Here is a 16,781-nt window from a genome sequence, read left to right as displayed (position 1 = left end):
ATAGTTGTGACTGATCTCGTCCAATGAGAATTTCAGCCCGGCAAAAAACTTGCCGGTATTTCCGATCGCTTCCGGATAGTTCCTGAAGAGCCGTGACATCTCCCGGCTTTCCTTGAGATAGCGCTCGGCATTCGGCGCCAACAGAAAACCGGCCTTCGGGATTGCCACATGCTCCCGAATGGCAGTTACGACGTCGGATAACGGCCTGCGCGCCCTATCGTGATAAAGTGGCTGATTGGTTGCGATCAGCGCCACACCGTTTTGTCCCGCCATGTTGGAGAAAGCGGCAAATGTCAGCGCATCATGGCCGTTATAGGAGGGGGTCAGTGCCAGAAAAAGATTGGCGCCGAACCGGTCTTTCAGAAGCCGGAGGCAATCCGAAAACAGGCTTCGGCGACCAATATCCTTGATGAGGTTAGGATCGGGCACGACAGCAAGCATCATGCAATCACCCCATTCCATCAGGTCCGCTTCTTCCAGCAAGCAGGTTCCCTTTACGGCACCGTCCTTCAGGTTACCGGCACTCAGCAGGCGGCAGAGGTGCCCCCAGCCTTTCCGGTCTTTCGGATAGGCCAGGATATCAGGCGTCTGATCACAGAAGACGAGACGGGCACCCGGCTGGAAAGGCACGGGGGTAAGTATGTCTTCCGCCTTCTCTTTCTCTTCCAGGCGCCCCGCCAGCTTCCTTTCATGCTTGTTGCGAAGAGCCTTCATCTGGGCATGGGCACGCACGACACCCGCCACGGAATTCCTGTCGGCGATCCCGATCCCGGAAAGGCCAAGGATGGCGGCTTGGGTCACGATCTCCTCAGGCTTGGAAGCACCTTCCAGAAAGGAAAAGTTCGTTTTTGCACCGATTTCGAAGAAGCCCATGCTCATGCGAAAACTCCATGCATGAACCATTGCGGCATGGCCGGCCCATAATGACCTTCGCGGTAGATCCAGAAGCGATAGCCTCTGTCATCCTCGACGCGAAAATAATCGCGGTCTGGGGCATCCGCGCCATCGATCCACCATTCCATGCCGATTCTCTCGGGTCCTTCGCTCCGGACAATACGATGCCGGATACGGCGCCAGTGAAAATTGGCCGGCGCACCGTCCGGAACTTCAATCGCGAAGGCCTCCATGAGCTCCGGCCGGCCGAGTAGCCGCAAGGGCCGTTCACTTCTTGCTGCAGGAAAACTGTTCTGCATTTTTTTTGCTGGCGACGAGAGAGTGTCGATTGCTGGAACGGCGAAGGTAGCCCGCTCCGGCACATGGCTTTCGCGCAGATCGAAGCTCGTCAGGCAATCCGCACCAAGCCGGGCCGAAACCCGATCGACGAAATTCGCCAGTGAAACATCCTTTTGCCGGTCACCATCGAAATCGCCCTGCAGCATCGCGAAATCCTCGTGGCGCTGCACATTTATCCGCAGGATTTCAAAACCATACCCCACATCGAGATCATCATGGATCGCCGTCAGCCTTTCGGAAAAAAGCGCTGCGATACGGTGAGGATCACGAAGCGGCTGTGATGCGCCAGCGGAAATCCGAAAGACGCGGCCATCGACCCTGAAAAGAACGAGCTCGAAAAGCCGGCCGCCTGCGCCCCGCGCTTCAAGGGAGGGTTTCAAGGACATGGCGACCTGTCCGGCCAAGGCAAGAATATCGTCTTCGGTGCCGATCGGCTCCGCGAGCCTGCGTTCGGCAGAAAGGCTTGCCACAGGCAGGCGAGGGGAAACCGGCTCCTCATCCAGCCCCAAGGCCTGATCGAGCCGCAACAGAACGCTGGCGCCAAAACGTCGGGTCAGCGGCGCCCGCGGCGCTTGCAGAAGATCGCCGACATATCGCAAGCCCAGTTTCTGCAGGGCCTCGACGACATTCTCGTCGAGGCGAAGCGATGCGACGGGGAGAGGGGCCAGAACATTTTCGGCCTCCTCCGACGCAATAACTCCGCCCTGGCCGTAGCGGCTGACGGCCCAGGAAAGTCCCGGCGACGACGATATGGCGCCGTAGACATCAAGTCCCATTTGATGAAGGCGCGACAATATTTCCTTGAGCATCGCCCGTTCACCCCCGAAAAGATGGGCGCAACCCGTGATATCGAGGAACAGGCCATCCTTGCCGTCAAGTGCCACCAGCGGGGTATAACGGTCGCACCAGTCGGCAATGCCTTCGAGCAGACGCTGGTCGGCTGCGGGATCCTCCTCCACGACATCGAGGATCGGATGGATCGCCCGTGCCTCGGCAACGCCCAAACCCTTCTTCAGTCCGATCTTTTCCGCCACTTCATCCAGCGCCGTCAGGCGCATGGCATTGTTGAGCCGTCCGGAGCAAACGATCGACGGCGCGTCAGGACGCCCGGCCGAACGCCAGGACAGACCCCATCTCTTGCGGGCTATCCGGTCGGTCGGAAGATGCGGGAAGTTGAGCGCCAGAATGCGCTGCGAGCTCGCCTGGAAAGCGAGAGTCGGCTGATTGGTGGATAGGGAAAAACCGGCGGTCATGAGGGTTCCACTCCAAAAGAAAAGAGAGGGGAGCCGGATTACGGCTCTTCTCCAGGGTGAGACGAAAGACCGGATTGCCGATGCTACCGCCCAGCATCGAGCCATCCGGCAGTGGCCGCGCCTGAGCTGGCACGGTTTCGGAAAGTAAACGGAAACAGGCGCTGCTCGCTTCCTCCTCGCCAGCTTGCCGCAATAGGAAAAGCGGGCGTCCCGAAGCCTTTGTCCTGAGATGCAGGCGCCGGCTCTCGGTCAGGCCGAAGGATTTTGGATTGCCGCGAACCTCCAGAATGGTTGCAGCAAAAACCCCGCTTTCGATGGCCGTTTCCGCAAGCCACAGAGCGTCTTCGAGCTTGCGCGGGCTCGCATAGAAAAAGCGCTCCGGCCGCAGGCCGAAATCCTTCAGGCCGACAGCATAAGGAACGCCCGCCTCCATTGCGGCTATTTTATCAGCAATCCAGAGGATGGGCCCGGGACCGCGCTCTTCCTCTTCGTCCTGCCGCTGCAATACTGCTGCAAGAGCAAATGCAAAGCCGCTGCTGGTCGCCGTATCGCGCAGCATCGGCGTTCGCACTTCCGTTAGTCCATCAAGCGGCAAGCCTCCATCCAATGCCTCGTCCAGCACCGGTATGCGGAAGGAGAAGCGTGGAGATCTTTTTGTTTTCTTCCTAAAACCGCCTTCGCCCAGCGCTTCCTGCTCGGCAGCGGCCAACCCCGGTACCGGCTTTCCCTCGAGCTTTGCAATGGTTTCGCGGAGCGCAAAAAGCCGCTCGCGCGCCACGGCTGTCTTCGCCATGACGTTCACTCCAATTGTCTTGTTCATGTTATGTTCTTATGGATTCCAGAGCTTCCGTGAAGAGTCAACAGGCAATTTCATGTGAATTTATTCCTGTCTTGATTTCACACTCGAAAATCCTTCGCAAAGGCTCTATATGGGCGCCAAAGGAAGGGAATTTTCATGGCCCGCATAGACCAGAGCGAGGATTGGCGGGACCGCCACGCCCCAACGCTCAGTACCTTCGAGTCCCTGGCGATGGAGGCCTACAGCCATCTGCCGGATGAGTTCCGGTCGCTGACCGGCAATCTGACGATTGAAATCGAGGATTTTCCCGACGACGACGTGTTCGAAGACATGGCGCTGGAAACGCCGTTCGATCTGTTAGGCCTTTTCGAGGGCAGGGGCATTTCCGAACGCTTCACCGTCGAAACCGGCGAGATGCCCAATCGCATCCGCCTCTACCGGCGTCCCATTCTGGATTATTGGGCGGAAAACGATGAAACGCTCGGTGACATCATCACCCACGTCCTCATCCATGAGATCGGCCATCATTTCGGGCTCAGCGACGAAGACATGGAGCGGGTCGAAGCCAGCGCCGAGGAAGCCGTCGACCGCTGAGCTTATTGCTCGGAAAGCTTCATGTCCGGATGATAATCCTTGCCTTCGACCTCTTTCACTATCGCCTGACCGGCAATCACCTGGCCCGTCTGGGCATTGAAGGTCAGTGAGGGAGAGCCGTGGAGAGACCAGCCCTTGTTGAGGGCATCGGTTACGCGATGGCAGAATGCGGCGTCGTCCTGGCCAGTCAGAACACGGTAGAGCTTCATGTTATCATTTCCGTTCAGCAATGAGGCGGGCTTTATGAACCAGACTTTCCGCCTGGACAAGATGCAACCGCTCGATCATCCGGCCGTTCAAATTGATGACGTTGAGGCCATCGGCTGAAGGATCGGCGAAAGCGGCGATAATCTCTTCCGCCTCACGGATCGCTGCCTCGTCGGGAGCGAAATGCCGGTTGGCTGCCTCGATCTGTGCCGGATGGATCAGCATCTTGCCGTCAAAGCCCATAGCACGCGCATGCGCGCACTCGGCGTCGAAGGCATCCATTTCCCTGAAATCATTGAAGACGCTGTCGATGGCGTCGAGACCATAGGCACGCGCGGCAAGGATCACCTGCATCAACCAAGGCACAAGATAGGTGCGGCCCGGCTGCGGCATAACGCCCGTCTCCTTCCGCAAGTCGTTCAGTCCGACGACGAAGCAGTCGAGCCGTGAGCCCGGCGTGCGTCCGAACTCGGCGGTGGCCGCAGCGTTCAGAATCCCGCGCGGCGTTTCGATCATCGCCCATATTCTGAGCGTTTCCGGCGCATCGGCATCGCTCAGCAGGTCGCTGACCGTCATGACATCCTGCGGCTCGTCGACCTTCGGCAAAAGCACCGCATCCGGCTCGAGCGCCAGAACCAGCTCCATATCGGCATGGCCGAAATTCGATGATAGCGGATTGATGCGGATGATTTTTTCTTTGTTTTCAAGGGGGCGCGCCGCGAAGAAGGCTTTCAGCCCTTCGCGCGCCTCTTCCTTCTTCTCCGGCGCCACCGAATCTTCCAGATCGAAAATAACAGCATCGCAATCGAGGCTATGGGTCTTTTCAAGTGCGCGGATATTGATCGCGGGGACGCTGAGCACAGAACGGTGCAGGCTGAACGAACGTGTGGGAAGATTTCGGCTCATCACAAATGTGTGCCAAGCTTTGTGAAGCCTGGCAAGACAACAAAATGCCATGCTTGACTTGCAGAGAGGCAGAAGAAGGACCACATCCCTTTCGAAGAAAGGTTCTAAGCTCAATGCAGAATATACGCTTCATCTTCGTCATGCTGGCAGGGTTCACTGTATTCGTGGCGCTTGCCGCTCTCACCTTTTCGGTGACGCTCGCCGTCGGTGGCATCCTGACGGTGCTCATGGCCGCCCGCGCGCTTTCGATGAAGATGAAGCCGGCCCCGGTCCGCGCCAAGGCCGAAGCAAAGCGCGAAATGCGCGTCTGGAACGACGGCCGCGGCACGATCATCGACCTCTGATCGCAACCGGCCATTCAGCCCTTCACAAAAAATTCTTTATGGAGCTGTCGGCTCCCGTTCTAATCCTACGTCCTTGAAGCGGTCGGCCATGATGCCGGACCTTTAAAAATCAGGAGACGGAGGAAGAACATGGATAGCAATGAAACTGCCCCCGCCAAGATGCCGCCGGTCAAGAACGGCCTGCTGCCCTATCTGACGGTCGACGGCGCGCTCAAGGCCGCGGAATTCTATAAGAAGGCATTCAACGCCGAAGAAGCCTATGTCGTGCCGGCCGACGAGAAGGGCCGGACGATGCATGTGCATCTCTATATCAACGGCAGCTCTCTCATGCTGTCTGATGCCTATCCCGAATACGGCCATCCCTTCAAAGGCCATGAAGGCTTCGCCATCCAGCTGGTCGTCGACGATATCGACTCCTGGTGGGAGCGCGCCGTCGCTGCCGGTGCCGAAGTCGTCATGCCGGTCGAACTGATGTTCTGGGGCGACCGCTACGGCCAGCTTCGCGATCCATTCGGTGTGCTCTGGGGGCTGAACGAAACGTCCAAGTAATGGAGCATGCACGATGGGCAGGCCGCGCGAAACGCCGCGTGGCCGCCATTTTAGAAAGATTCTCCTTCATTTCGGCGGGAAACTGGACTAGATGCTGATCAACGAAAGTAAATCCGCTGAATTTGGAGCCTAGGTCATGGATAAATTCGTGAAGCTCACCGGCGTCGCCGCGCCCCTGCCTGTCGTCAACATCGACACGGACATGATCATTCCGAAGGATTATCTGAAGACCATCAAGCGCACGGGCCTCGGCAAGGGTCTCTTCGCCGAAGCCCGCTACAACGAGGACGGTTCCGAAAACGCCGATTTCGTGCTGAACAAACCAGCTTACCGCGACGCCAAGATCCTTGTCGCCGGCGACAACTTCGGCTGCGGCTCCTCGCGCGAGCATGCGCCATGGGCGCTTCTGGATTTCGGCATCCGCTGCGTCATCTCCACCAGCTTTGCGGACATCTTCTACAACAACTGTTTCAAGAACGGCATCCTGCCGATCAAGGTCAGCCAGGAAGACCTCGACAAGCTGATGGACGACGCTTCGCGTGGCTCCAATGCCATACTCACGGTCGATCTCGAAAATTTGGAAATCACCGGCCCCGACGGCGGCTCGATCAAGTTCGATCTCGACGAATTCAAGCGCCACTGCCTGCTGAACGGTCTCGATGACATCGGCCTGACGATGGAAAAGGGCAAGGCGATCGACAGTTTCGAAAAGAAGAATGCCGCTTCGCACCCCTGGGCTGCCTGAGCGAGCAGGGACACCTTACCGATCAAGCCGGGCTTTCGCCCGGCTTTTTCTTTTCAGCCTAGGGAAAGCGCTCTTTCCAAGCCTTCAGCTTGTCGAGCGAGACGCCGATGCCGCCGCAGACTTCGACGAGCGGGTTTTCGAAACGCGAAAGCAGGCCCGGATGGACGTCGGCTACGGCAAGCGCTGCCCCGCAAGCGGGCTCGACCAGGATGCGGTGAGCATCGGCGAATTTCAGGCAGGCGGCAACGGCTTCGGCGTCGCTCACCGATACGCTCTCGATCGGGTGGTGCTTCGGCAGATCGAAGACATGCTGTGCCACCTGGCGGGCGCCGAGCGAATTGGCGATCGATGTGATCCCCGGCAGCGTGATGCGCTCACCCGCCTTGAGGCTCTCATGAAACGAAGCAGCGCCTTCCGTCTCCACCGCGATGACCGGCACATGCGATAGCCCGTTGCGCTTCAGCCCCGCAACGATACCGGCAAGCAGGCCGCCACCGCCGACGCTGGCGATCACACAATCGAAACGCGTGCCGCTCGCCACGACCTCATCGATCAACGTGCCATGCCCCTCCCAAAGCAGAGGATGGTCGAACGGATGCACATAGGCGGCCTGTCGGGCTTCCGAGAGCTTGATCGCATAGGCGTTGGCCTCGTCGAAGACGGAACCATGAACCAGCACCGAAGCCCCGGTCGCCTCGATCGACTGGCGAACCTCGGCCGACGTCGTCTCGGGAACGACGATCGTTACCGGAACACCGAGCGCGCGGCCTGCGAAGGCCGCAGCGATCCCGGCATTTCCACCTGAAGCACAGAAGATTTCCTTCGCACCCTTTTCCACCTCATGCTGACAAAGCCTGCTGACGCCGCGCATCTTGAAGCTACCTGAAGGCTGCAGCGCATCGAGCTTGAGCCACAAAGGCTTGCCATTGGCGCTGTAATCGGTGGCGGTGCGAAGGAGCGGCGTATTGAGATGCAGTGGAGAAGAGGTCATTCTGAATTCCATTCTTGAAACGTGACCATCTTTTGGCGCGGAGACGGGCAGGGGTCAACACATCAGGGAAGGCCGGTACCGCGGCAAACCGTACCGATTCGGCCTCTCCCTTGCTTGAAATGCCGTTTTCCGGGGTCTAAGAAGCCGCAGCTTCTTTTTCCGTGGAGGATTTCATGACAGTGCGCAATCTTTTCCTGCTGCCGGGCGACGGCATCGGTCCCGAGGCCATGGGTGAGGTCCGCAAGATCATTGCTTACATGAATGAGGAGATGAAGGCCGGTTTCGTCACCGATGAAGGCCTGGTCGGCGGCGGCGCCTATGATGCGCATGGCGCAGCCATCTCCGAAGACGACATGAAGAAGGCGCTTGCGGCAGATGCCGTTCTCTTCGGTGCGGTCGGCGGTCCCAAGTGGGATAGCGTTCCTTACGAAGTGCGTCCGGAGGCCGGTCTCTTGCGCCTTCGCAAGGATCTGGAGCTCTTCGCAAATCTGCGACCTGCAATCTGCTATCCGGCGCTTGCGTCGGCTTCCTCATTGAAGCCGGAGCTGGTGGAAGGTCTGGATATTCTCATCATCCGCGAGCTGACGGGCGGCGTTTATTTCGGTGAGCCGAAGGAGATCATCGATCTCGGCAACGGCCAGAAGCGCGGCATCGACACGCAGGTCTATGATACCTACGAAATCGAGCGCATCGCCGGCGTCGCCTTCGAAATGGCGCGCACCCGCCAGAACCGCGTCTGCTCCATGGAAAAGCGCAACGTCATGAAGTCGGGCGTGCTCTGGAACCAGGTGGTGACCGAGACGCACAAGGCGAAGTATTCCGACGTCAAGCTCGAGCATATGCTGGCTGATGCCGGCGGCATGCAGCTCGTACGCGCGCCGAAGCAGTTCGACGTCATCGTCACCGACAACCTGTTCGGCGACATGCTCTCCGACGTGGCCGCAATGCTCACGGGCTCGCTCGGCATGCTGCCGTCCGCTTCTCTCGGCGCGCCGGACGGCAAGACTGGCAAACGCAAGGCACTTTACGAACCGGTCCACGGCTCCGCGCCCGACATCGCCGGCAAGGGCATCGCCAATCCGATCGCCATGATTGCCTCCTTTGCCATGTGCCTGCGCTACTCCTTCAATATGGTCACCGAAGCCGATAACCTCGAAAAGGCGATCGCCAACGTTCTCGACAAGGGTATCCGCACCGCCGACATCATGGCCGAAGGTGCGAGAAAAGTCGGAACCGTTGAAATGGGCGAGGCGATCCTCTCCGAGTTTAAGGCGCTTTCTGCCTGATATTTCACGTGAAACGTTTCTGCCCTCGTGCCTGCCGGCGCGAGGGCTTTCTTATTGAAGGTCCAGGCTCCGGCTCCTATGTCCATTCCCGAACCTCGAAGGAATGGAATGAGCATCACCGTCAATCACAAGCCAGGCTTCATGTCGTACCTGCGCAAGCGTTACGAGGCCCGGCGCACGATCCATCGCAGAGTTCCTTGGAAGGCATTTACCCTTTTCGCGATCAACGTCGTCGCCATCGCCTTTTTCGTCTTCGACAAGCCGCTCGGGGAGGCGGTGAAAAGCCTTTCGCCGCCTTTGGTCACCATAGCCGGCGACGTGACGGATATCGGCCGACTTGCCTGGATTCTCGCCGGACTTTGCACGGTTCTTGCCACCGGTTACGCGGTCCGACGGCGGCTTTGGAAGGTGCGGCGCAGGTTCCGCATGGTCTATTTCGGCCAGATGGCCGCTTATGTCGCGCTTTCGGTCATTTGCGCCAGCGCCGTCGCCAACACCTTGAAATTTCTGATCGGCCGGGCGCGGCCACTGCTCTATGAGCAGGAAGGCATTTTCAGTTTCTCGCCCTTCAGCATGGATTTCTTGCATCAGAGCTTCCCGTCGGGCCACTCGACCAATATCGGCGCGCTCTTCGTGGCGCTCGCGCTGCTCTTTCCGCGGTTCAGGCTTGTCTTCATTGGCGTCGGGCTCTGGCTTGGCGCAAGCCGCGTCATCATTGGTGTCCACTATCCGAGCGATGTCGCCGCTGGGCTGGCGCTCGGTGCCTGGTTTGCTTTTGCGATGTCGATCCTTTTTGCCCGCTTCGGCCTGATCTTTGCCGTCGGCCGCGATGGATGGCCCATCCCTCGGCTGAGTCGGCTTATTTAAGCCTCCCCGTAAAAAAACTGTCGCCGCGAACTGATAGCGTCAATCCGTTCTAAAAAATTGCTTTCGAACGGATAAGATTTGATGCAGGCGATCCTTTCCTCGCTCGACAGGCGCTGGCGGCGCAGCACCTGCCGGATGCCTCAATTGCGGTGGCAGACCTGTCTTTTCATCACCTGCAATGCCGTCATTCTTTCGATCCTCCTGCTCGACGGCCCTGTCGGCTCCAATCACGTGCCACCGGTCATCCGTCGCGTTGGGCGCATGCTGACGGATTTCGGCACGTCCGGCTGGATCATCATCGTCAGCGCCTTCCTTTTCTTCGAGGGCCTCGCGGCGCTGCGTATCGTAAAATCGCTCCGCACGCGGATCCAGGCGTTGCAAATGTGCTGGATCGGCGCCTATCTGCTGACGTCGATCACGCTCTCCGGCGTCCTCGCCAATCTGCTGAAGCGCGCCATCGGCCGCGCCCGGCCGCAATATTTCGACGACTACGGTATTGTTTCCTTCTCTCCCTTTTCGGGCCATTCCGGCTTCGAGAGCTTTCCCTCGGGACATGCGACCACCATCGGAGCGTTCTTCGCGGCCCTCTCGCTGCTCTTCCCGCGCTATCGGATCGTCTTTCTCGCCTGCGCGCTCTGGCTCGGCATGACCCGCGTCATGGTCCGCGCGCACTATCCGAGCGACGTGATTGCGGGGCTGGCTCTTGGCGGCTGGTTTTCTCTGATGATCGCTATCCTGTTTTCGCGCTACGGCATCCTTTTCAAGCTCGCCGAAGGCTGGCCGGTACCCAAGCGCATCCTGCGCGCATAGAAAAACCCGGCGTCTTGCGAACGCCGGGTCTTTCAGCCTTGCCTCGATGAACCTCAATCCATCGTGTGGATGTCGCGGTTCTTCGTTTCCGGCAGGAAGATCAGGCCGATGACGAACGTGATTGCCGCAAAGACGATCGGATACCACAGACCGTAGTAGATATCGCCAGCCGCCGCGCTCATAGCGAAGGCGGTTGCCGGCAGCAGACCGCCGAACCAGCCATTGCCGATGTGGTAGGGCAGCGACATGCCGGTATAGCGGATGCGGGTCGGGAAAAGCTCGACCAACAGGGCCGCGATCGGCCCGTAGACCATCGTCACATAGAGAACGAGGACAAAGAGAACGGCGATTGTGCCAATCCAATTGACGCGCGCCGGATCGGCGACCATGGCGAAGGTACCGCCATTGGCAATCGTATACACTGCCATGTCGGTGACGCCGTTAGCCTCTTCGGCCGTCAGCAACTTGCCGGCCACGAGCTTGTCGGCAGGCATCGTTTCCTTCTCGCCGGCGCGCACGGCGTCGGCATTGAGAGCAAGTTCCGGATTCGCTGCGATGAAGGCATCGAGCTTGGAATCGGGAACCTTGGCGGCGGCGCGCTTCAGCGGATAACCGGCATCGTGAAGCGCAATGTTGACGCCCTTTTCGAAGGTAGCCGTCATGGCTTTCGCCTTGTCGCCAGCAGCGGCGGCATCGAAACTGGTGACTGTCTCGTCGCCGATCTTGACCATTGCCGGCTGGCCGGCCGGGCCTGGTACAACGTCGTACGGGACCGAGTTCTTGGTCAGGAACGCCGTTGCCACGTCACACGAGCTGGTGAACTTTGCCGTGCCTGTCGGGTTGAACTGGAACTTGCAATCCGCCGGATCGGCCGTAACCGTTGCACGGATCGAAGCCTGGGCTTCGGCGAGCGCGGGGTTCGCAGTCCACGTCATCGCCTTGAACAGCGGGTTGTAGGTGACCGCCGCGATCAACAGGCCCGCCATAATAATCGGCTTGCGGCCGATCTTGTCGGAAAGCCCACCGAAGACGACGAAGAACGGCGTTGCGAGCGCAAGCGCGATGGCAACCATGATGTTGGCAGCCTGCAAATCGACCTTGAGCACGTTCTGCAGGAAGAACAGCGCATAGAACTGGCCGCCATACCAGACGACGGCTTGGCCCATGGTCGCGCCCAGAAGCGCGATGATCGCGATCTTTGCATTCTTCCATGTTCCGAACGCTTCCGTCAGCGGCGCCTTCGAGCCTTTGCCTTCCTCTTTCATACGCTGGAAGACGGGCGACTCGTTCATCCTCAAACGGATCCAGACAGAGATGCCGAGCAGGACGACTGAAACGAGGAACGGAATGCGCCAGCCCCAAGCGGCAAAGGCTGTAGATCCCATGAGAGACTGAACCGCGACGATGACGATCAGCGAGAGGAAAAGCCCGAGCGTTGCCGTCGTCTGGATCCACGACGTGAAATAACCGCGGCGGCCGTTCGGTGCGTGTTCTGCAACGTAGGTGGCGGCACCGCCGTATTCACCGCCGAGCGCCAAACCCTGCAGCAAGCGGAGCGCGATCAGGATGATCGGAGCTGCAATGCCGATGGTCGCAGCACCCGGAAGGATACCGACGAGAAAGGTCGAGAGACCCATGATCAGGATCGTGACCAGGAAGGTGTATTTACGGCCGACGAGGTCGCCGAGGCGCCCGAACACCAGCGCGCCGAAGGGGCGAACCAGGAAGCCTGCTGCGAAAGCCAGCAACGTGAAGATATTGCGCGTCGCTTCCGGATACTGGGTAAAATAGGTCGCGCCGATATAGGTCGCGAGGGAACCGTAAAGATAGAAATCGTACCATTCGAAAACCGTGCCGAGCGAGGAAGCGAAGATGACCTTCTTTTCCTCGCCCGTCATCGGAGCGGCCTTTGCGCCGCCGACGCTTGCGACATTTGCCATTGTCTGTCCTCCACAGAGTGATGAGCAACGAGCCCACCCCATGCTCTCCTCAAAGCATGTCCCTGGGATGCGACTCGCCTAGCGCGAGTGTGACAGAAAAGGATTCGGATAAAGAGAGAGGCTTTGGGATTATGACTTTAGTCTAACGCGCAGTGACAGATTGACGCGGGTGATCCGATGGCGCGGCCTCACTGCAGCGAAGAAGCAACAAGACACCGCCTTTGCTAAGCCCTCAATGGGCAAGGACGCCGCAAGAACCTTGACTCCTGTGGAAAACCTTTTAAGAGCAGCGACGGAAAAGGAATATCCATGGTTCGCGACGAGCACGCCATTGCTGAACGCAATGACCAGGCACTGAGTGCCGGGATGGGTATTACCGTTCCGGTTTCTTCCAAAACCAAGGCCAAAACGACGACGAAAACCGTCTGACGTCTCTGGCCTGCCGCTCTCTCCCCGGCCCGGCTGGGGACAGGAAGCTGCGATCGTTTCGCAGCCTTCCCCTCACCGGACAAGAGGAGAGAAGAGAAAGAGAGCTTGAAAATGGGTTTCAAAGTTGCAGTTGCGGGAGCAACCGGAAATGTCGGCCGGGAGATGCTCAACATCCTCTCCGAGCGGGGCTTTCCCGCCGATGAAGTCGTGGCCCTTGCCTCCGCACGTTCGCAAGGCACGGAAGTTTCCTACGGCGACAAGACGCTGAAGGTTTCCAATCTCGAAAATTACGATTTTTCCGATACCGATATCTGCCTCATGTCAGCGGGCGGCGAGGTGTCCAAGAGGTTCTCGCCGAAGATCGGCCAGCAGGGCTGCGTCGTCATCGACAACTCTTCGGCCTGGCGCTATGACGCCGACGTTCCGCTTATTGTTCCGGAGGTAAACCCGGACGCTGTCACACAGTTCACGAAGCGCAACATCATCGCCAACCCGAATTGCTCGACTGCTCAGCTCGTCGTGGCTTTGAAGCCGCTGCATGACGTCGCGAAGATCAAGCGCGTCGTCGTCTCGACATACCAGTCCGTGTCCGGCGCGGGCAAGGAAGGCATGGACGAGCTCTTCAACCAGACTCGCGCCGTCTTCGTCGCCGATCCGATCGAGAACAAGAAGTTCACGAAGCGCATTGCCTTCAACGTCATCCCGCACATCGACGTCTTCATGGAAGATGGCTATACCAAGGAAGAGTGGAAGGTGCTGGCTGAGACGAAGAAGATGCTCGACCCGAAGATCAAGGTAACGTGCACCGCGGTGCGTGTTCCTGTTTTCATCGGCCATTCGGAATCGGTCAACATCGAGTTCGAAAACGAAATCACCGCCGATCAGGCGCGCGACATCCTGCGCGATGCCCCAGGCTGCCTCGTAATCGACAAGCACGAAAACGGCGGCTACATCACCCCATACGAATCCGCCGGCGAAGACGCGACCTACATCTCGCGTATCCGCGAGGATGCGACCGTCGAGAACGGCCTCAACATTTGGGTGGTTTCAGACAATTTGCGCAAGGGCGCGGCCCTCAATGCGATCCAGATTGCAGAGCTGCTCGTCAACCGCGGTCTCGTCAAGCCACGCAAAAAGGCTGCCTGATACCAAACATTAACCATAATTTGCTATCAGCCCCGTATATCGCCGGATATGCGGGGTTACCTGCGAAGACCGGAAAATCACGCTGAAGCAAGGCTCGCCAATGGTGATCGTGACAAAATCACCTCACGATGGCATCCTTGCCCGGCGCTAGGCTTATGCAGATCGAGATCGGGGTTTCTCATGCGCATGACAAAATTCCTCGTGGCGGCCATCGCGGCGGCGGGCGCGCTCCACACTGTTCCGGCAGCGGCAAAAGCTGCCCAGTGCGGCACCAACGGCGCAGGCTTCGAAGCCTGGGTAGCCGATTTCAAGCAGGAAGCAGCGGCCAATGGCGTCAGCCCATCGGTCCTGAACCGGGCCTTCGCCAACGTAAACTATAACAGGCAAACCATCGCCGCCGACCGCGGCCAGAAGAGCTTCAAGCTGTCCTTCGACGCCTTCATGAAGAAGCGGGGCGGGGCGGCGATCATTTCCCGGGGCAGGGGCGTGAAGCGCTCCAATCAGGCACTGTTTGCCTCCATCGAGCGCCGCTTCGGCGTCCCGGCCGGCCCGCTGATTGCGATTTGGGGTATGGAAACCGGGTTTGGCAGCTATATGGGCAACCAGCATACGCTGTCCGCCGTTTCGACGCTCGCTTACGACTGCCGTCGCTCCGATTATTTCACCGATCAGCTTTATGCAGCGCTGCAGCTCGTCTCCGAAGGCTACCTGAACCCACAGGCCCGCGGTGCGGCCCATGGCGAAATCGGCCAGACACAGTTCCTGCCACGCAATGTCGTCCGTTTCGGCGCTGATGGCGATGGCGACGGCCGTGTCGACATGGTCGGCTCACGCGCTGACGCCTTGGCTTCGACCGCGAACTTTCTCAGAGGCCACGGCTGGCAGGCCGGCGCCGGTTATCAGCCCGGTCAGCCGAATTTTGGGGCGATCGCGGGCTGGAACGCCGCGACGGTGTATCAGCAGGCAATCGCCTATATCGGCCAGCAGATCGACGGCCAGTAAGCTTCTGCCCGGAGGCGCTATACTTCCGGGCGAATGAAGTCGCGTGTCTCCGCGTCCATGACCCACAATTCCCCGGTTGAGATGTCGAACCAGGCGCCGTGAAGGGCGATCTTGCCTTCTTTCTCGAGCGCCTTGACCTCCGGGAAGGTACGCAGATTAGTGATGGAGTTGCGGATCGAAACGCGTTCGAGAGCCGTCTGGCGCTCGGTCTGGGTCATGATGTCGTTGCTGCCGATCTGCTCGGCGGCGTCCTTCACCAGGGACATCCAGCGGCCGATGAAATCGCCGGGAGAAAGAGGTTCGGCGTTCGGGTCGAGCGCTGCGCGAATGCCGCCGCAACGGCCATGACCCATCACCACGATATCCGTCACCTTCAGCGCCTGGACGGCAAATTCCAGCGCCGCCGAGGTAGCATGGAAATGACCGTCCGGCTCATAGGGCGGAACGAGATTGGCAACGTTGCGGATGACGAAAAGCTCGCCTGGGCCGGCATCGAAGATGAGCTCCGGCGCGGCGCGGGAATCGCAACAGGCAATGACCAGGGTGGTCGGGTTCTGGCCGTTTTCAGCCAGCGTCCTGTAGCGGTCGCGAGCGTCGGCATACCGCCCGTTCATGAAGTTGCGGTAACCGTCCAGAAGAGGGGTTGGAAAACGCTGCATGACTTCCGATTAGCGCGCGAACGCCGGAAGATCAACTACCGCAGGCGCGAAATGCGCAGCTACCGCCTGCGGCTAATTCCTCCGCCGCTGCGCGGGATGCATGAGGTGGCGCATCTGCACCATGGCCATCGGCGTCGAAAGGCTTGAAGAATCGCTTGCCAGCGTGAGCTCGTCGCTGCCGCGTTTGACCGCGCGCGCCAGCACTTCGTAAACACTGGCCGTCGCAAGCTGCAGCGCTTTTTCGTCATCCATTCCGGAAAGAAGCCGCGAGAGAAAGACCGCCGCCAGAAGATCGCCCAACCCATTCGGCGGATTGTCGATGACGCGATGTTCGGCAAGCAGCGCGTGGCGGCCGGAGAGATAGAGATTTCCCGTCCCTCCCGCCATCATCGGGACAGCGGAGGTGACAAGCATGCGTGAGGGACCGAGCGAGAGGGCCGCCTCCATGACCGCCGTGTTGTCCTCCAGTGGCGCACCTGCCATCCAGGCAAGTTCATAACGGTTGGGTGTCGCCAGCGAAGCAAGCGGAATGAGGTGGTCGCGGATCGCTGCCGCCGTCGCTTCCGGCACATAGAGACCGCCGAGATCGCCCATGACCGGATCGCAGACATAGAACAGGTCCGGATTTGTTGCGCGCAAGGCGCTGACGAGACGGGCAACGGAACGAGCCTGCGCAGCATTGCCGAAATAGCCCGACAGCACTGCTTTTACCTCTCCGATCCATGGCGCACGAATGAGATCGTCGATGGCTGCATCGAAATCAGCCTCCGCAAAAGTGAGCCGTGTCGAGCGTCCGTGGCCGGGATGCCAGGGCAGAACGATCGTCGGCAGGGCCCAAACCTGATGGCCGAGCGTTTCGAGGGCAAAGACGGCCGCACGATTGCCGACTGAACCGCGAACGACATGGCTGGAGATGACGATCACCGTTCCTGCTTGGCTGATATCCGACATGATTGATTTTAGACCCTGAATTCGACGCGCTGTTGATGATCCTTTTGCCGCGCGGCTGTCAACCATTCTT

18 protein-coding genes and 1 pseudogene are annotated in these 16,781 nt (G+C 59.3%); 10 read left to right on the top strand and 9 right to left on the bottom strand.

Annotation, left to right across the window (positions count from 1 at the left end):
• The 3 genes from ACPYOJ_RS22555 to ACPYOJ_RS22545 form a co-directional block, all read right to left on the bottom strand.
• Window positions 1-879, bottom strand: an 879-nt coding sequence (locus ACPYOJ_RS22555) for a PHP domain-containing protein (RefSeq protein ID WP_481418233.1), incomplete at its 3' end; no start/stop codon positions are given.
• Window positions 876-2,321 carry a Y-family DNA polymerase gene (locus ACPYOJ_RS22550; RefSeq protein ID WP_481418235.1) on the bottom strand — a complete coding sequence of 482 codons (1,446 nt, stop codon included), beginning with the start codon at window positions 2,319-2,321 and terminating at the stop codon, window positions 876-878. The genes ACPYOJ_RS22550 and ACPYOJ_RS22555, both read right to left, overlap by 4 nt.
• A gap of 10 nt (window positions 2,322-2,331) precedes the next feature.
• Complete coding sequence (locus tag ACPYOJ_RS22545) at window positions 2,332-3,279, bottom strand: ImuA family protein (protein WP_481418234.1); 948 nt, start codon at window positions 3,277-3,279, stop codon at window positions 2,332-2,334.
• A 162-nt stretch (window positions 3,280-3,441) separates the two neighbouring features.
• Here ACPYOJ_RS22545 and ACPYOJ_RS22540 point away from each other — a divergent pair, with 162 nt between their 5' ends.
• The gene (locus ACPYOJ_RS22540; RefSeq protein ID WP_481418232.1) at window positions 3,442-3,879 is read left to right on the top strand and encodes a metallopeptidase family protein; all 438 of its coding nucleotides are present in this window, start codon (window positions 3,442-3,444) and stop codon (window positions 3,877-3,879) included.
• 2 nt (window positions 3,880-3,881) lie between these two features.
• On the opposite strand, the gene ACPYOJ_RS22535 is transcribed toward ACPYOJ_RS22540, so the two are convergent.
• Entirely contained in the window at window positions 3,882-4,088 is a 207-nt protein-coding gene (locus tag ACPYOJ_RS22535; protein WP_481418231.1) for a DUF1737 domain-containing protein, read from the bottom strand.
• Window positions 4,089-4,092: 4 nt separating this feature from the next.
• Window positions 4,093-4,992 (bottom strand): HpcH/HpaI aldolase/citrate lyase family protein, encoded by a 900-nt coding sequence (locus ACPYOJ_RS22530; protein ID WP_481418230.1) that lies wholly within the window; start codon window positions 4,990-4,992, stop codon window positions 4,093-4,095.
• 113 nt (window positions 4,993-5,105) lie between these two features.
• On the opposite strand from ACPYOJ_RS22530, the gene ACPYOJ_RS22525 reads away from it, so the two are divergent.
• The 3 genes from ACPYOJ_RS22525 to leuD all read left to right on the top strand — a co-directional run bounded on the left by ACPYOJ_RS22525 (window position 5,106) and on the right by leuD (window position 6,630).
• Window positions 5,106-5,336 (top strand): hypothetical protein, encoded by a 231-nt coding sequence (locus ACPYOJ_RS22525; protein WP_168831831.1) that lies wholly within the window; start codon window positions 5,106-5,108, stop codon window positions 5,334-5,336.
• A 129-nt stretch (window positions 5,337-5,465) separates the two neighbouring features.
• Window positions 5,466-5,885: a VOC family protein gene (locus ACPYOJ_RS22520; protein ID WP_481418229.1), complete on the top strand. Its 420-nt coding sequence runs from the start codon at window positions 5,466-5,468 to the stop codon at window positions 5,883-5,885.
• A gap of 136 nt (window positions 5,886-6,021) precedes the next feature.
• Window positions 6,022-6,630: a 3-isopropylmalate dehydratase small subunit gene (leuD, locus tag ACPYOJ_RS22515; protein ID WP_481418228.1), complete on the top strand. Its 609-nt coding sequence runs from the start codon at window positions 6,022-6,024 to the stop codon at window positions 6,628-6,630.
• Between the two features lie 58 nt (window positions 6,631-6,688).
• Here leuD and ACPYOJ_RS22510 read toward each other — a convergent pair whose 3' ends face one another.
• Window positions 6,689-7,621 carry a pyridoxal-phosphate dependent enzyme gene (locus ACPYOJ_RS22510; protein ID WP_481418227.1) on the bottom strand — a complete coding sequence of 311 codons (933 nt, stop codon included), beginning with the start codon at window positions 7,619-7,621 and terminating at the stop codon, window positions 6,689-6,691.
• Window positions 7,622-7,794: 173 nt separating this feature from the next.
• Here ACPYOJ_RS22510 and leuB point away from each other — a divergent pair, with 173 nt between their 5' ends.
• From leuB to lpxE, 3 genes are all read left to right on the top strand, one after another.
• Window positions 7,795-8,907, top strand: coding sequence for a 3-isopropylmalate dehydrogenase (gene leuB / locus ACPYOJ_RS22505; protein ID WP_481418226.1), 1,113 nt, complete (start codon window positions 7,795-7,797; stop codon window positions 8,905-8,907).
• A 108-nt stretch (window positions 8,908-9,015) separates the two neighbouring features.
• Entirely contained in the window at window positions 9,016-9,774 is a 759-nt protein-coding gene (locus tag ACPYOJ_RS22500; protein ID WP_481418225.1) for a phosphatase PAP2 family protein, read from the top strand.
• An 81-nt stretch (window positions 9,775-9,855) separates the two neighbouring features.
• Window positions 9,856-10,584: a lipid A 1-phosphatase LpxE gene (gene lpxE, locus ACPYOJ_RS22495; protein WP_481418224.1), complete on the top strand. Its 729-nt coding sequence runs from the start codon at window positions 9,856-9,858 to the stop codon at window positions 10,582-10,584.
• Between the two features lie 53 nt (window positions 10,585-10,637).
• On the opposite strand, the gene ACPYOJ_RS22490 is transcribed toward lpxE, so the two are convergent.
• A complete protein-coding gene (locus ACPYOJ_RS22490; protein WP_481418223.1) occupies window positions 10,638-12,524 on the bottom strand; it encodes an MFS transporter in 1,887 nt (628 codons plus the stop codon).
• Between the two features lie 249 nt (window positions 12,525-12,773).
• Between ACPYOJ_RS22490 and ACPYOJ_RS22485 the strand changes: the two are divergent.
• The 3 genes and pseudogenes from ACPYOJ_RS22485 to ACPYOJ_RS22475 form a co-directional block, all read left to right on the top strand.
• A pseudogene (locus ACPYOJ_RS22485) lies at window positions 12,774-12,953 on the top strand (hypothetical protein); the annotation flags it as partial.
• 111 nt (window positions 12,954-13,064) lie between these two features.
• The gene (locus ACPYOJ_RS22480; protein WP_168831839.1) at window positions 13,065-14,099 is read left to right on the top strand and encodes an aspartate-semialdehyde dehydrogenase; all 1,035 of its coding nucleotides are present in this window, start codon (window positions 13,065-13,067) and stop codon (window positions 14,097-14,099) included.
• Window positions 14,100-14,279: 180 nt separating this feature from the next.
• Window positions 14,280-15,101, top strand: coding sequence for a lytic murein transglycosylase (locus ACPYOJ_RS22475; protein ID WP_481418222.1), 822 nt, complete (start codon window positions 14,280-14,282; stop codon window positions 15,099-15,101).
• A 17-nt stretch (window positions 15,102-15,118) separates the two neighbouring features.
• On the opposite strand, the gene ACPYOJ_RS22470 is transcribed toward ACPYOJ_RS22475, so the two are convergent.
• Both ACPYOJ_RS22470 and pdxY read right to left on the bottom strand, forming a co-directional pair.
• A complete protein-coding gene (locus ACPYOJ_RS22470; protein WP_481418221.1) occupies window positions 15,119-15,760 on the bottom strand; it encodes a carbonic anhydrase in 642 nt (213 codons plus the stop codon).
• A gap of 72 nt (window positions 15,761-15,832) precedes the next feature.
• On the bottom strand, window positions 15,833-16,711 hold the full coding sequence (gene pdxY, locus ACPYOJ_RS22465) for a pyridoxal kinase PdxY (protein WP_481418220.1): 879 nt from the start codon (window positions 16,709-16,711) through the stop codon (window positions 15,833-15,835).
• Between the last annotated feature and the right edge of the window lie 70 nt (window positions 16,712-16,781).

The organism is Rhizobium sp. SVR5-9E, from assembly GCF_056755095.1.
The sequence above is the reverse complement of the archived record's forward strand: the minus strand, read 5'-3'. Positions and strand labels throughout refer to the sequence as shown.